At 42.5% G+C, this 18,048-nt stretch carries 5 protein-coding genes; 4 read left to right on the top strand and 1 reads right to left on the bottom strand.

Translation table 11 applies throughout. The features are described 5' to 3' along the window. The first annotated feature begins 141 nt into the window (after positions 1 to 141). Positions 142 to 5,127, top strand: coding sequence for a S8 family peptidase (locus FPK91_RS21215; protein ID WP_144210725.1), 4,986 nt, complete (start codon positions 142 to 144; stop codon positions 5,125 to 5,127). Between the two features lie 109 nt (positions 5,128 to 5,236). Here FPK91_RS21215 and FPK91_RS09280 read toward each other — a convergent pair whose 3' ends face one another. After that, positions 5,237 to 6,178: a LysR family transcriptional regulator gene (locus FPK91_RS09280; RefSeq protein WP_144210727.1), complete on the bottom strand. Its 942-nt coding sequence runs from the start codon at positions 6,176 to 6,178 to the stop codon at positions 5,237 to 5,239. Between the two features lie 423 nt (positions 6,179 to 6,601). On the opposite strand from FPK91_RS09280, the gene FPK91_RS09285 reads away from it, so the two are divergent. The 3 genes from FPK91_RS09285 to FPK91_RS09295 all read left to right on the top strand — a co-directional run bounded on the left by FPK91_RS09285 (position 6,602) and on the right by FPK91_RS09295 (position 17,909). Beyond that, positions 6,602 to 11,506, top strand: coding sequence for a S8 family serine peptidase (locus tag FPK91_RS09285; protein ID WP_144210729.1), 4,905 nt, complete (start codon positions 6,602 to 6,604; stop codon positions 11,504 to 11,506). Positions 11,507 to 11,658: 152 nt separating this feature from the next. Further along, positions 11,659 to 17,403: a S8 family peptidase gene (locus FPK91_RS09290; protein ID WP_144210731.1), complete on the top strand. Its 5,745-nt coding sequence runs from the start codon at positions 11,659 to 11,661 to the stop codon at positions 17,401 to 17,403. A 140-nt stretch (positions 17,404 to 17,543) separates the two neighbouring features. After that, a complete protein-coding gene (locus tag FPK91_RS09295; RefSeq protein WP_158638075.1) occupies positions 17,544 to 17,909 on the top strand; it encodes a GlyGly-CTERM sorting domain-containing protein in 366 nt (121 codons plus the stop codon). Positions 17,910 to 18,048 lie beyond the last annotated feature (139 nt).

Consider the following 18,048-nt stretch of genomic DNA (forward strand, 5'->3'; position numbering starts at 1 on the left):
AAAATAAAAATAATTTAATCATGCAAATAGTACAAGCAGCAATAGACATAATACATTGGATATTTTTCAGTCAACCGCTTAATTATTGTTACGTAAAAGTTATTTAATTGTGAAATAACACCTAATTAAGCGGGATTTTGTATGAAACTGAAAAAGATAAGTCTAATGACGATAGCGGCCATTTATGCCGCCGGAGCGGGCGCTGCTGCGCCTAGTTCCGATCCGAGCTATGGAATGCGTTCAATAGAAATAACAGATGCCATCATTAAATATAATGAAGAATTAAAAAGTGGCAAACTCAGAAATGGAACCCAATCATTGGTTAACAGAACCAGTAATGGGAAAAATGTACACCGTGCAGTTGCTACAGATAAAAACAGTAAGGTTCCCTTCAAATACCAACAAGATCAACAAGGCGAACAAGTTTATATAATCGAAATGAGTGACAAGCCCGTATCACTCTACCGTGGTGGTACTCAGCAACTTGCAGCAACGTCACCATCAATGAACACTGTACCTGCGATGCTCAATGCGAGAAACCATAATAAGTTGGATATGCAAAGTAGTGCAGTAAAGCGTTACAGCCAGTATTTATCAACGAAACAAGATCAAATGCTATCGCAAATTTCGGCCACTGTAGGTGGAAATCTTGATGTTAAAAAGCGCTATACCTTGGCCTTTAACGGCATGGCGTTACGTATGACCCAAGAGCAAGCGGCAACCGTTGCAGCATTGCCAGGTATACGTAATGTTACTGCGGAACAAATCTATCAACTTCATACGGATACAGGCCCTAAGCATATTGGCTCAGATGGCCTTTGGAGTGGTTCAGCTGCTGACGATAAGTATAAAGGTGAAGGGATTGTTGTCGGTGTACTTGATACTGGTATCAATTCTGACCACCCCTCTTTTGCTGCCGTTGCGGGCGATGGTTACACCCATCAAATGCCAGCTCGTTATGAAAACTATCTAGGAGATTGTGAAAAGACCGAATTCGCGAGTATGTGTAACGACAAACTGATTGGGGTGCGCTCTTACGAAAGTATCACCGACAGTTACACCGACCCGGCATTTCAACCAGATGCAAACCCATGGGGCATTATAGATCCTAAACGTCCGCAAAATGGTGAAGACTATAACGGCCACGGCTCCCACACAGCATCGACGTCAGCGGGTAATGAGCTGTTTGACGTTGACTATGTCGTCCCTTTACCAGGCGAGCTTGGTGATGGTGTCCCTACAGGGCTTAAATTTGACAAAGTTTCAGGTGTAGCACCACGCGCTAACATCATCATGTACCAAGTCTGTTTCCCTGGTGATGGTAGCTTTGGTGACACCTATGGTGGTTGTCCAGGCGCTGCACTACTTTCAGGTATTGAAGATGCTATTGCTGATGGCGTAGATGTGATCAACTACTCTATTGGCATGACCTTTGGCGCATTCCCTTGGGATGATCCTATGGAGCTAGGCTTTCTTGCTGCTCGAGAAGCAGGTATTTCAGTATCAGCATCTGCAGGTAATGCCTATGACCCAACCAATTCAGCTCAGGCCCGTGGCGCAATCGATCATTTATCTCCTTGGGTGACCTCAGTTGCAGCATCGACCCACACACGCGAAATCGCAGTTGATGGAAAAATGCTAACAGCCGCTACAGGTGGTGACCAGCCACTTGAAGATATCATAGGTGCAGGTATTACCACAGAATACACAGGGCCAGTTGTCGCAGCGAGCGCTTATGGCACTGAGTATGAAATGTGTAATGAAGCCTTTCCTGCAGACTTCTTTACTGTGGATCCAGAGGGCGTAGCTTATGACACTGCTCCTATTGTTGTTTGTAAGCGTGGTGACATAGCCCGTGTAACCAAAGCAACTAACGTAGAAGCCGGTGGCGCTGGTGGATTTATCTTATGGAATTCAGGCTTTTCTGATCCCATTCATAATGACCCCTATTCAATTCCAGGAATTAATATCGATTATGATAGCTATGCAGGTTCTTACCAAAATAATTATTTTGGACTACAACAGTGGCTTGAAACGGGTTCAAACCATAGCTTAACTATTACCGCATCTGACGTTATCACTAAAGAAGCCACACCAGATTATATTGCAGATTTTTCATCTCGTGGTCCTAACCTAACAGTGCCAGATGTTATGACACCAAGCCTTGCGGCGCCTGGTGTTGATATCTATGCAGCCTATGCAGATGAAATGCCGTTTAGTATGCAAGGAATGCCAGCTGATTATGCCGCCATTAGCGGTACCTCAATGGCTGCCCCTCATGTCGCTGGCGCGATGGCACTATTAACCCAAGCCCATCCAGAGTGGACACCGGCACAGATTCAATCAGCGTTGATGACAACAGCCTCACTAACAGGGGTTACCCGCTCAAATGACGGTTATCCTTTAGATCCTGTTCCAGCAGGGTTTAGCGATGCGGGCAGTGGTGTGATAAATGTATCACGCGCTAACAATGCCGGATTATTATTTGACGAAACAGCAGATAATTACCGCGCAGCCAACCCAAACAATGGCGGCAACATTCATACACTAAACCTGCCATATTTCTATCAAGAAACCTGTGCTGGTACTTGCAGTATGATGCGAGTAGTCACGGCAACAAAAGATGGTACCTATACAGTAACGGCAACGCCAGACACGATGGAAGGCGCGCCAATGCTCGAACTTGAAATTTCGCCGCAAACCTTCACCTTAAAGGCTGGCGAGTCTCAAGCGATACAGTTAACAGCTAAAGTACTTCAAATTGAAGCTATTGGCGTGGACTCCTCAATTATTCAGCTGTTGGGCAATGTGGTTATGACCCCTGAAGACAGCAATACACCGACTCAACATATGCCAGTGAGCATACGTTATAGTGGTGATAATTTGCCAACTGAAGTAACAGGCATCATCCACAGAGAGAAAGGTCATACGTTAACTCCTATGTTGGAAACCGCCGAGATACAGTCTCTAAATACCACGGTATATGGTTTAAGCAAAGGTGAACGTTTTGAATATTTGATGAATTCTGCAGCCCTAGAGGGTCGTAACTATTCCACAGGGCTAACAGTAGAAGAAATCGAAGCTGCTGGTGCTAAAGTGACCTTCTTTGATGTACCTGAAGGGACTAAACGCCTCGTTTGGGAAGTACTGTCAGCGCCTAAGCTTGCTTATACTTCAATCGATCTAGGCATGGATATTAACCAGGATGAAGATATTCAGTGGACAGATGAAGCTATCTGTATGTCATCCACTGATAATGGTGATTTTTGTGCTATTAACGATCCAGCACCTGGGCGTTACTGGGCCATTGCTGCTAACTGGAAATGGGATTATGAAGACCCAAAGGATCTGGCTGATGAATTTATTGTTAGCCTAGCTATTATTGGTAGTGAAGACAGCGGTAACTTAACCGTTGAAGGCCCCTCTTCTACTGATGGCCTAACACCCTACCAGTTAACACTAAATTATGATTTAGCTGACGCAGAGGAAGGTGATACCTATTACGGTGTCGTTGGCTTAAGCAGTGATGATTACAACACGGGTAATTTAGGCGACTTCGCTGTAAAATTACAGCACTTTGGTGCTGATACTACCATTGAAGCATCACAAATGGCTGGTAAAGAAGGCGATATTATTGACTTCACAGTGGAACTTGCACCTAACCTTTTAGGTGGGGAACGTGAATTTACAGTCAATACGACCATAGCAAAAGATCTTCAGTTAATTGAAGATTCAATTGTGGTTGGCGGCATCGGTAATTATGTTGATGGAATGGTTGTTGAAGGAAATAGCATCAATATTAGTGCAGCCCAAGCTTCATCTGTTGATATGAAACGTCATTATGTTTATAGCACAAACCTCGATGACGCGACTTGTAAAGTCCCCTATGGCGACGATGAAACCTTTTTTGATTTACCGTCTCACGGTTATCAAGATTTACAAATATCAGGTAAAGCTAAAGACGTCCTCTATATCCCTATGGCTGAAAATGGCCTGCCGCATATTCCACTTTATGGTAACCCTGAAGTCTTCGCGCAAAACACTCTTGGGATCTCACCATTTGGTTTTGTTCAACTAGACCAATTACCTATTTTCTGGGATGCTCATACTGAGTTTAATGATGACTTTCAAGGTTTCCCTGATACGGTAATAGCCCCGCTTTGGCGTGGTGATGTCCAAATGCCACAAGGCAGTATTGACTGGGATACCTTCCGCTTCAAAAACGTGGTTTACGCCATTGTGACAGATGATCATTATATTGTGCAGTGGGACGGTGGTGAAGAATTTGCAAGCTTCTTCGTTGGTAACTCAAATCCAGACCCGGATGCGAAGTTTAATATACAAACAGTTATTTCAACGGATATTAGCTTTGATGAAAACACCCCTGAAATGATATTTGCTTATAAAACATTACAGTCGAGCAATGGTCACTTTGGGTCAGTAGGCCTACATGGATATTGGGGAGAGCGAGCAACATTTGGCCCCGCTGGCGGTTGGTTTAATGATGGCTTTGCCTTTAACAATGTTGATGAGAAAGTATCTGAAGGCATGGTAATTTGTGCCGATTATCGCGGTCCAGAGCAAACAGCAATGACGTTGTCATTTTCAGCGCGTGTATCAGCAAATGCCATTGGTGCAGATAACTTAGTGACTGTTGAGTCGCAATATGCTGATTCAGAAATGGTGACAATCTCTCACAATATTGCCACCCAAAGTAATATCACTATTTCATCTATGTCCGATATGAGCATGGAAGAAAATACCACCCTTGAAGGTTTAAGTGTCATGTACAATGACATTAAAGGCACTCAAAACGGTATGATGATAAGCGGCGACAATGTGACTGGTGTCGTTACTGGTGACACCTTTGCAATTACGCCTGACGCTGATTGGCATGGCATGACTGAAGTCACGGTGACCGTGCATGATATGGCTTACCCGTCAGATCAAGCGAGTACCCGCTTTATGTTGACGGTAAACTCTGATGGTGTTGAACCAACACCGCCACCAGCAGAAAACCCTATCGAGCCAGAAGCACCTAAATCTGATTCAGGTGGTAGCTTAGGTTTACTCGGTCTGTTAGCGTTAGGTTTTATTGGAGCAGGACGTCGACGTAAAAATCACTAACTGATAATAACATCGACAAAAATTTAGCGAGTCATTACTCTCGCTAAATATCTCCCTAAAAAGGTCTTCATTTGAAGGCCTTTTTTAATTCACCCACCCACTTGATTCACTAAGCTGTTTGTTTTTCTTCTGCTAAGGATAATTTGACAGCTGTTGCCCGAGTTATCAAAAATTCAATAAAGGCTTTTGCTGCTGGCGTTTGTGATTTTTCTTTAAGTGACACCACACTAAAACTGGCATAAATAGATGGCATAATATAAGGCACTAGTTCCACCATCTCGCCTTTTTCAATTTGATTTCTGACCGCAATTTCTGGTGTTAATGCAATCAAATCACCGCTTATAATTGATTCATTGATCGGATGAAATTGTTCAAAACGTACCAAACCAGAAAAGTCACTGCGTTGAACTTCGAACAAATCTTCAAACCCCGTTGCAATTGAATCAGGCAAATGTCGAGGGATGGCTAACGGATAATCCCTAAATGAAGGTATATATAATCGCGATAATTCAGTTAATGGATGATCTGGACGACAACAAAAGATGACTTTAAAAGGCGGTAACTCCGTCATGGTAATTAAGTTATTACTCTCAAGCTCTGTCGCCTTAGTTTCTGCCACAAAAAAATCAATTTCACCAAAAGTAAGCTGCTGATATAGTACATCCCACCCAGCCACTTTCAGCTCTATGCTCATGTCAGGAAAATCACGTAAAAATTGCCCAACAATCGGTCCAACTAAACTGTTTGAGGGTATAGGGCTCGCTCCAATCTTTAAATCTCTATCATCAAAACCATGAAACTGAGTCACTTCTTGCTCAAGCCTTTCAAATTCCCTTAAGATTTTTTGTCCATGCTTTAGCATTACCAAACCTAAAGCCGTCACAGTTACTGACTTCGCATTACGATTTAGTAATTTCCCGCCGATGAGAGACTCCAACCGTTGGATACTTTTCGATAAAGATGGTTGAGTTATATTAAGAATATTGGCCGCTTTATTAAAATGTTTAACTTCTGCAAGTAACACAAAATGCTTAATTTGCCTTAGCTCCATTACTCGTTCCTTTACAGATTAAGACCTCAAAAAAACTCAAAAAAAAATTATAATTAATGGTTTCTAATATAAAACGACCTTAACAAATGTAAGAAAGTAATCAATGCTTTCAGTGTGAGTATTGTGTGTCGCTTTGTATCATAAAGAACACTAATAACCAGGTAGCAACATTGATAACCCAGCATTAACATTCGGTACCCTCCCTCCTAAAAAAAAACTAATACACTAATTTATATATATAAAGTAGTACAAACACTATCAAGTTTAATAATTTAACAGCAAGAATTTCTAGCCCTTAAAATGCCTGCAGCGCATATAGCCATAGCTCAAAGTTATTGGAAGGTTACAGTCCATCAAGTCAACAATGCCTTCAACAGGATTGCGCTAGACCTGTTCTAATAATAATTAAACGGAAGGTTTACTATGAAACTTAAAAAAATTAGCATGATGACCATTGCGGCTATTTATGCCGCTGGTGCAGGTGCTGGGGTTGCAAATAATGCAATGAGCTCCCCACCACTGGAAAAGCCAGATTTCATTAAAGAAATCATCATCACCCCACAAATGATTGCCGATAGTGAAGCAAGTAAAGTCAGAGCGGATCGATTTAATCCCGGTCAAACTAAACCTGCAACAGCAAGCCAAGCCAACACTCACAGAGCCGCCGCAAAGAAAGTTCCATTTAAATGGGAAGCGGATATAAGTGGTGTGCATACCTATATTATCGAATTCAACGATAATTCAGTGGCGACATACAATGGTAATATCTCTGGTTTAGCAGCGACAAATATTCGTAGTCTATCAAAAGTACCTTCAAGCCTAGCTACAAACCATTCATACAAAATTGATGTTAATAGTCATGAAGTTAAAAGCTATGTTAATTATCTAGAACAGCAACAAGCCCAACAAATTTCACACGTTAGTGCCATTGTAGGCGGTGACGTAAAAGTGAACCGCACATTTAAGTTTGCCCTTAACGGTGCAACCATGAAGATGTCCCAAGAACAAGCTTCTCGGGTATCACAATTGGCGGGTATCAAAAATATTCAACGTTCAATCAATTACAAATTGAATACTGATGTTGGCCCAAAGCATATTAAAGCTGATGAAATTTGGGTCCCCAATACACAATCTATCGCCAATAAAGGTGAAGGCATTGTCGTTGGTATTTTAGATACTGGTATTAACTCTGATCACCCTTCTTTTGCAGCAGTAGCTGGTGACGGTTATGCGCATAACAATCCTCGAGGTCAATTCTACGGCGATTGTGAAAAAGAAGAATTCGTTAGCATGTGTAACGATAAGCTCATCGGCGTTCGCTCTTACCCTGTGATCACAGATTCTTATTCTGATCCTGTTTTTCAAGGCGATTGGTATGGGGCTAAAGTAGACCCTAAACGTCCTGAAAATGGCGAAGATTATCAAGGGCATGGTTCACACACAGCATCAACTGTTGCTGGTAATGAACTGTTTGATGTCCCATATCAGTTTAACCAGTTCGGTGAAATGAATGACGGATTTGACACTGAGCTAACTTTCCCACACATGTCTGGTGTTGCACCGCGTGCAAACATTATTGCCTATCAAGTTTGTTATCCAGGTGATGGCTCATTTGGTGATGAGTGGCAACCGAGCGACCAATATACAGGTTGCCCAGGTGAAGCCTTAGTCAGTGCAGTTGAAGATGCAATCGTAGACCAAGTAGATGTCATTAACTTCTCTATTGGTGGCGGCGAAAGTAACCCATGGGAAAGCGCATTAGAAATGGCATTCCTTTCTGCACGTGAAGCCGGTATCGTCGTTGCTGCATCAGCGGGTAACTCAGGCTATAGCTATATCGACCACGTAGCACCTTGGATAACCAGTGTCGCTGCAACTACACATGGTCGTACTATTGAGTTCTCAGAAAAACGTTTAGAAAGCTTATCTGGCGGTGACACTTCACCACCAAGTGATCTTATCGGTGCCGGTTATACTGAAGCCTTTACTGGTAATATCGTACTCGCCTCAGCCTATGGCGATGAAAGCTGTAATACACCTTTTGAGATTGGCACATTTACATCTGACCAAATTGTAGTTTGTAAGCGTGGTGACATTGCCCGTTTAGAAAAAGCAATTAACGTACAAGCCGGTGGTGCGGGTGCATTTGTTTTATACAATGCCGATTACACCCAAGATGCTCCATATGGTTATTCTGAACCCAATGATCCATATGCGATTCCTGGAATGCTTATCGCAAGCTGGCCTGGTCAGCAATTAACCAGCTGGTTGGCGACAGGCAGCGATCATATGGCGAGCATCAATGCTTCAAGTATTAGCACAGCTATGGGTGAAGGCGATTTTGTCGCAGACTTTTCATCACGTGGTCCTAGCATAACAACACCTGATTCAATGGCGCCCAAAATTGGTGCTCCGGGTGTTGATATCTATGCAGCCTTCGCCGATGAGCAACCTTTTACCACTTCACCGTTTACTTCTGACTACACCATGATGTCAGGCACTTCAATGGCAGGACCTCATGTTGCAGGTTCAATGGCATTGTTAAAGCAACTTAACCCTGAGTGGACTCCTGCTGAAATCGAATCTGCGTTAATGATGACAGCAAATAACACCGGCACAATCACTGGCCAATGGGGTGATATGGTTGCCGCAGGTTTTAATGATTTTGGTAGTGGTATCGTTAATGTGAAAGCGGCCTCAATGGCCACGCTAATCATGGACGAAACTGCTGACAACTACCGCGCGGCGAACCCAAACAATGGTGGTGATGTATCATCACTTAATACCCCGTACTTATTTGGCACCGAATGCGAGTTTAATTGTAGCTTTGTAAGAACATTCCGCGCCACTGAAAATGGTACATGGAATGTTGAGATGGAAGAGCATGTTGTTGAAGGTCTGCCTCTTTTAACACTTGCAGCCAATCCATCTAGCTTCACCTTACAAAAAGGCCAAGTTCAAACGGTACTATTCACTGCCAGCGCATCAGATATTGGAAACGTTTACGGTGGAATTGAAGATGTCGAATTTGAGGGTCATGTCACTATTAGCCCACAAGATACGATGAAGCCAGTACAAACATTGCCAATGCGTATTGGTTTTAATGGCGATGGCTTACCGAATGACCTTTCCATAGATATGCACCGCACTAAAAATGTTGTGATGACCCCTGAAATGGTCACTAAACAAGCTGGTTCAGTCAAGGTCAGTGGATTAGTGAAAGGTCAGCAACAGTTCCATAGCTTAGTGCCATATTCGTTAGGTGTAGGAACACCTGAAGGGATTGAAAATGACCCAGGTATTGAGCAAGTTAACTTCACTATCCCAGAAGGGACTAAACGTTTTGTATTCGAAGTGGTTAATATCGAAGGCAACACAACAGCGCACGATACTGCGATTGATATTGGTTTCGATGCGAACGGTGATGGCCGAGTACAATGGTTTGACGAAACAATCTGTTTCTCATTCAGCTATGCTCGTGACTTCTGTTCAGTAGAGAATCCAACACCAGGTGAGTACTGGGCACTAGTCGGTAACTACACTCTATTTGACCCTAACTACCCTGCGGGCAAAGATGCGCCACTTGGTATCACGAGCTCGTTAGCGATTATCCCAAATGAAATGAGTGGTGAGTTAACTGCTGAAATCGTTGGTGAAGCTAATGGTGCAGATCCATACCGCCTGAACTTAGCTTGGGACATCCCTACAGCTGAAGAAGGTGATGTGTATTATGCCGCGGTTGAAATGGGTCGTAATGATGCCAACGAAACTGACATTGGCATGATGGGACTTCGTCTTGAAACTAAAGGATCAGATTTGATTCTTGAAGCCAGTCAAGATACAGCTAAAGAAGGCGATATCATCGACTTCTACATGGAAGCTGCGCCAAACATGATGGAAGCTGATCGCAACTTTAGCCTCAAAGCAATGTTACCTGAAGGGCTTACATTGGTGAAAGGCAGTGTTGAAATTGAAAGCATCTATGCAGATATGGCAACCATTGATGGTAACAACTTAACTATCGAAGGTGTTCAACCAACATCAGCTTATACACCACGTGCATATGTGTGGACAACCAATGAGACTGATCCATTATGTCGCCAACCTTATGAAGATACAGATTTCGTCGACAACTTCATGGACTTGGGACAAATCATGTTCCCAACAGCGATTGAAGGTGGTGCTTGGGACTCATTAAAGGTCAATATCTGGCAACTTGGTTTTGACAAGATCAATCACTATGGTAAAGATTGGGATGGTCTAATGCAGATCAGCCCTGCTGGTTACATAGCGTTCGATCAAATGCCTTACCAAAACTGGGGACACGCCCCAATGGAGAACTTAGGCTTCCCAGATACTATGGTCGCGCCACTTTGGCATGGCGATGGTCGTATCACTCCAGGCTTTAACATGCTGACAGGTGCGTTTAGCGGTGTTTATGTCGCTAGAACAGATAAAGAACTACTGTTCCAGTGGAGTGGTATGGAAGTCAATGATTGGTGGACGGGTGTGAGTGGTAGCTATACTTTCCAAGCCATCTATGCCGTTGAACCTGACTTTGACCCTGGTAAGAATGAGATCATCTTTGCCTATAAGCAACTAGATGAGTCATTGAACAGCAAAGGTGCTATCGGTACCCGTGGTTACCATGGTTTCCGTAACCCTTGGGCACCAAACGAAGGTTGGTTAGCTGACACATTTGCCTTTGATAACGTACTTGATAAAGTATCTGAATTATCAATGGTGTGTGGTAACTACCAAGGACCTGAGCAATCAGCGGTTAAAGTTAAGTTCAGTGCTGTTGTTAATAACAACGCAGCCGGAAGCAATATGGATGTCGTTATCAGCAGTGATTATGACAATGCTTCAACTAACGCTATCACCCACAGTGTAATGGTTAATGGCAACATTAAACTTGGTCAATACAACGATGTAACAATCGAAGAAAATACCAAGCTATCTGACCTAGCTGTTGTCTATAGCACGACCACTAGTACTGAAAAAGTCATTAGTGTGAGTGGTGACAACATCACTGCAATGGTAAGCAGTCACACTTCTGGTTCAATGGTCGACATCATGCCTGATAGCGATTGGCATGGCAGTACTATGGTTACTGTTACCGTAAGCGATGCTGAGAATAGCAACGATATGGTATCAAGCAGCTTTATGTTGACGGTGACTTCTGATGGTGTTGAACCGACTCCACCAACACCTGTGATACCAGATGAAGAAGTTGAAGATGATTCAAATGATTCAGGTGGTAGCTTAGGTTTCTTAGCAATAGGCTTAATGGGTCTACTTGCTGGACGTCGTCGCAAGCAACACTAATCTTGATGATTAAGTGTTAATGAAATTTAAGTAGGCCTTCGGGCCTACTTTTCTCCATTACATCACTATGTCTCAGTTAATCGTATTCAACATTAAGCTTTCCCTGACTCTCTATATCCTAATAAAAAATAACTAAAATTAAGGATACTGTTATGAAGTACCCCTTTATCGGCATTGCAGTGCTAACGGGTTTGATTTCACAACCCATGATGGCAACTGAAACAAATCAAATTAAGCATATCCCCAATCCAACTACTGTCGCTCCCAGTCAATATTCAGACAATGATGATGTTACCTTTATTGTCCAATTTAATGAAAAACCACTAAGTAGAATGATGCCCCAAAGAGTGGGAATGCATGCTTACCAGATATCATCAATACAACAGCTCAACCAGATAAATTCGCAACAAGTTAACGCAATTCAATCACTAAAAACCAAGCAAATCCCTATCACTGTTCGCAGTCAGTTCTCACATGCGCTTAACGCAATCAGTTTGACCACTAAGTTCCAGTATCGTGAACAGTTACTTAAACTGCCAAATGTAAAGTCGGTCTCATTAAATGGCACTGTGCACACATTACTAGACGACACTGTGCCGCTAATTGATGCCGCTAATTTGTGGGATACGCTTGATACCAATGGCATAAAAGTGACAGGCAAAGGTATCAGAGTCGGTGTAATAGATACTGGGATTAACTATCTCCACCCAGATCTAGGTGGCTGTATAGGTGAATTCTGTAAAGTTAAAGCGGGCATTAATACCACCTCTGATATTGACAGTGTGCTCGACGGCAACGGTCATGGAACCCATGTTGCCGGTATCATCGCAGGGAACGGTAACATTAAAGGTGTCGCACCCGATGCTGACCTATACGCGATTAAGGTGCTGTCAGATAATGGCAGTGGCAGTTTTGAAAGTATTATTGCCGGTATCGAATGGGCACTAAATCCTGATGGTGACGTGACAACCGATGACAAATTAGATGTTATCAATCTCAGTTTAGGCGGTCCTGTTGGTGATGAAAATCCAATGGCAGATGCGGTCAACAATGCAGTTTTGGCAGGTGTCATCGCCGTTGTCGCGGCGGGAAATGATGGTGAAGCGAATTACACTGTAGGGTCTCCAGGCATTGCCGAGCATGCCATCACCGTAGGCTCTACAGACAAAAATGATAACCTGTCCTATTTTAGTTCTCGTGGACCATTAAAAACAGGCTTCATCAATAAGCCCGATATTTTAGCGCCTGGCAGTGACATATATTCTACCTATAAAGATGATTATAAACACTTAAGCGGTACATCCATGGCCTCCCCCCATGTTGCTGGTGCAGCAGCATTATTGAAACAGAAAATGCCGGATGCAACCCCGCTTGAAATTAAAGCGTTATTAATGGCAAAAGCGATTGATATTGGCGAACCAAATTATAATCAAGGAGCAGGTCGACTTTCCTTAACCCATTTAGCAGCACCAAATATTAAGCTTTCTGATACATCGATTTATTTTAACAGCGAAGAAGAGACTAAAATTTGGCAAAAAACCTCATCGATCAATATTCAAAATATTTCTCAAGCAGAGCAAAATTATTCCTTCAATGTCTTATCAGTCCCTGAAGGCGTCACACTCACTACTCCGGCTAAGGGCGTACTTGCCGCTGACGGAAATAGTGAATTAACGATCACCGCAGAAGTCGACACCAGTTTACTAAAAACCCTTGGTAGCAATATCTCCCAATTTGTCGCCAAGGCAGAATTGATTGTCGACGACCAAAGCTACAAAATTAATATCTATATCGACAATCAAACCACGATAGCTTTTTGGTCAGAAGACTTTACAGCTTTTAATGTACAAATGACGTCCCAAGAAACTGGGATCGTGTTTGACTTTTCAAAATCTTCTTTTGGTACTGTAGATAACACTGTCCGCTTTAAGGCCCCTAAAGACACCTATGATGTAGTGGTAAAAAATTACGATCAAGATGATGGTAATCTCATTACTATTTTTAAAAATGTCGAGTTATCGAAGCAAACTACACTTGATATTGTTAATAAAAAAGGTTGGAAATTTTCTTTTTCTAATATTTTCGAAAAAGACGGTACCGAACTACAAGCTGGCTCGTATATGTTACGAGCGGAACGATTTAGCATACTAGATGGCAAATCTGGCAAGGTACGTTACCTGACAGAAGCAAAGGAACTGTTTGATTTAGAAACTTATACCATCGTAGGGATTGAGTCCGGTGACAACGTCTCTTTTGAAGGGTTAGTCACCGCTAACGATATCAATAATGGTTTTTCCGTTTACGCATTGAATCATTCATTTACTGACTTTACTCAAGATCAACATATTGTGCTTGATCAAAACAATATGCAGTTTTTACCACTGAATATCGACCAGGATTATCAGGATAGATCAGTCCAGCTAGCACTCCATATGGGAGGTAAAAGTTATGGTGATGACACATTAAGTTCAGATCAACTTAACCCCACTTTCTTTACTTACAACAACGAGAAAGATACACAGATAAACACGTATTGGATGACGACAGGAGTAAGTCAAAACCCTTCACTGCTAAAATTCGATATTGGTCATAACTTTGATTCTTGGGCATTTCAACATACCAAGTTGGTCACTACACCTTGGATTGAAGTGAATGTTGATAATGACATTAAATTATATCAAGACCGGGTTAATGACACGCCCTTATACCGCCTCACTCAACAAAGAGATGACAACGAAACCCTAATATTTTCTAGAGACTCTGTTCAGTGGACACCCCATGCAAGTTTAAATGATGAAGGTCGATTTACATTAACGTCAACTGATGGTGAAGAATTAATCATCCTTAAAGATAGTTTGTACTCAGGCCATACCTTGGAGGATAGAATCAGTGCTGATTTACGCTGTGGTAATGAATCCGTACATAGCACCGAGAATATGGTCACGCTATTTAACTTTAGCAACCGTTGTGATGCAAAAAGTATTCATTACAGCATGCCTATCAATGCAAATGCGATTAACCAGCTTGAATTATCATACCTGTTTGGTGATACCGGTGCCGCGCCCAATATTGAAACATTTTTGATTAAAAATGGGGAGAGACTAGAGCAAGAGGTCAGCCAGAGCCGTGCGCAGCTTCAGTTATCTCTCAATGGTGGTGAAGGTACAGAACTTGTTTGGTATGACCTATCAATCAGTATTGATAATAATGAATTTACCTCTCTTTCTACTGGGAAGGATGCCACTGACTTAATGGTGCCATTGCCCTTAATCGAAGGTCAGCATATCGCCCAACTAAAACTGCGAGCATACAATGCGTTAGGCAATGAAATTATCCTCAATACTGCAGATTTTAATTTAGGCAGCAATGTTGGTAACAGGCGTGACGCCGATAATGATGGCATACCGAATGCAGCCGATGAAGATATTGACGGTGACGGTGTTATAAATTCACTTGATGCTTTCCCATATAACCATTTAGAAACCACAGATACTGATGGTGATGGAACTGGCGATAATAGTGATGCATTTCCAACCGACCCCACTGAATGGTTAGATACCGATGCTGATGGTATTGGTAACAATAAAGATCTCGATGATGACAATGATGGTGTGAACGATACAGACGATGCATTACCGTTAAACCCGACAGAATGGCAAGATACCGATAATGATGGGATCGGTAATAACATCGATAAAGACAATGACGGTGACGGTGTCGTCGACGTTAAAGATGCATTCCCATTAGATCCTAACGAACAACGAGATACCGATGGTGATGGTATTGGTAATAATGCCGATCCCGATGATGACAATGACGGTGTTGCGGATGAAGATGATGCATTCCCACTCGATCCCAACGAGTGGCACGATACTGATAATGACGGTATTGGCGATAACAGTGATCCTGACATTGATGGCGATGGGATCACTAATGAGCAAGAAATTTTTTGGGGATTTGATCCATTCGATCCAAGCGATGCGTTAGAAGATTTTGACAACGACGGTATGAATAACCGGGATGAAATCCTAGCAGGCCTTGACCCAACTAAAGATGACATTGGCCCAATGATCACCTTAGAAGAGATTATTGAAGTCGTTTCAACGGGTGAGTTTACTGAGGTCAATCTAGGTAACATTTGGGTTTATGATGGTAAAGATGGTGTCATTATTCCAACCGCATCAATGGAAAACCCTTTTCCGATAGGGCAAAGTATTGTCACTTGGACCGCGATTGATTTAAGTGGCAATGTGTCCACTAAAGATCAAACTGTCAATGTGATCCCAATGATATCGATTCACGCACCGACTATGGTGGCAGAAGGTGATCCGATTCAGATCGACATTGATTTAAATGGCAACGCACCATATTGGCCTGTCATTGTTGACTTGGTTATTGAAGGCAGCTCTGATATGAACGACCATGATTTAACCACCCGTCGAATTAGATTTGATGAGGATACGTTAAAACAGATCGTAATTGGACGCGCGCATATTGATGAGGAAGTAGAAACGAGTGACAACATTGAAGCTTCTCTGCAAAACCCAGAGAATGCCGAAATTGATCCCACAAACAACCTAGCAGTAATTAAATTAATTGATGCATCAGACCAGTTAAACCCTGCCATTCAATTACAGCAAGGTAATCAAGTATCAAGATTTGCCTATCAGCAAAATGATCCTATTGTGCTGCTATTTAATAATATTGATCTTGAACGTTATTTGATAGAAACACAGAGCGATACGGTTGTTGCTAACATTAACGATTCGAATCAATTAGTCATCGATCCTGCCAGTATCGATGCAGGCATGCATCAAATGCTATTCAACATCACAGATAGCTATGATGGAAGTTTAATCGCTTCTTTACCTTGGTCGTTCTTTTTTAAAGCCACGACGCCGGTATTAGATGCAAATACTGACAGTGATAATGACGGAGTGATGGATAGCATTGAAGGCATTAGCGATACTGATCGTGATGGCATTGTTGACTACCTAGATGCAAACGCTATCACCAACATCATACCGGTCGGTTCTGCCATGGCGAATAACGGCTATATTGCAACCCATGATGGTGCCATATTGATGCTAGGTAATTATAGCCTTGAAGCACAACAGGCGAGTGTGCCAGCATCTATTATCAATGAGCATTTAATGATTGATAATGGCGAATGGCATCCTTATGGCAACGTGGTTGATATTCAGATAAACCAAGCTGCGTTGGACATTTCAGTCGCTAAAATTGTCGTACCGCTGCAATTACCGATTGAGCGAGATGCTGCACTGCACCTCTTGAATAATGATAATTATTGGGCTGAATTTGTCCAAACAGACACTGATTTAATGATGTCTTCGACTACGGCTAATTGTAATTCGCTACAGGATTCACAATACCAAGCAGACCTAGTGCAAGATGCAAATTGTGTCCTGTTAACGGTTACCGATGGTGGCGTCAACGATCGTGATGGTCTTGTTAATGGTCAAGTCAGTTTCACTGCGGGTATCTTTGGCAATAACACCGCACCGTATATCAGCGACTTCCCTAGCAGCACAGCTAAGGTTGATTCACTGTACCAAAGCACGATGGTTGTGGTTGATAACGAAAGTGATGCCCTTACGGTGACTGTGTCTGGGTTACCTGCATGGCTCAGCTTCAACAGTGAATCATTAATGTTCGAAGGAACACCTCCCGCATCAGCGGCTGATTCACAACTCGTTATTGCGCTGTCAATTTCCGACGGACTTGCTGTGTCAACTGACTCGTTCACATTACAGATTAAGGCAAACAATGTTGAGCCGCCAAAAACCGAGAGTGACAGTGGCGGTAGTACAGGAATACTAAGCTTACTGTTACTCAGCGCGTTTGGTGTAGGTCATCGTCGTAACAAGCACCACTAAATAGTTTGTAGCTAATTCATGGGCCTTCTTCAACGAAGGCCCTTTTTAACCCAATGGAGTTCATTGACAGTCAAATTGTTATTAAAAATCGTGCAGTGTACTGGACTGCCACCTATTATAATTGCTCAATAGAGAAACACTTGAAAGAAAACACCACTGCTGAAGGCTTAACTGTGATGTATAACGAAGTTAAAGGGACTGCAAATGGCATGATGGTGTCAGGTGAGAATATTACCGCTGAAGTTACTGGCGAATCATTCTCAATTACACCAGATGCTGATTGGCACGGTACCACAGAAGTTACAGTAACTGTTCATGACATGGCCTACCCGTCAGACCAAGCGAGCAGTAGCTTCATGCTAACGGTTAGCTCTGATGGTGAAGAACCTTTAGCGCCGCCAGTTGTTGAACCACCAAAGAAAGAAAGTTCTGGTGGTAGCATGGGGATCTTAAGTCTGATATTACTAGGAGCATTAGGCGCTAATCGTCGTCGTAAACTACACTAATATCGCGTTCCAAAACTAGTGTTCGAGCCTTCTGCAAAGAAGGCTCTTTTTTTGGACTTAAATTAGGTGCCTGAATAAACGCACCACTCAATCAGGCACAAAAAGCAGTTATAAAAAAGCAGCCTGATGGCTGCTTAAA

The organism is Shewanella donghaensis (assembly GCF_007567505.1).
GTDB classification, from domain to species: Bacteria; Pseudomonadota; Gammaproteobacteria; order Enterobacterales; family Shewanellaceae; genus Shewanella; species Shewanella donghaensis.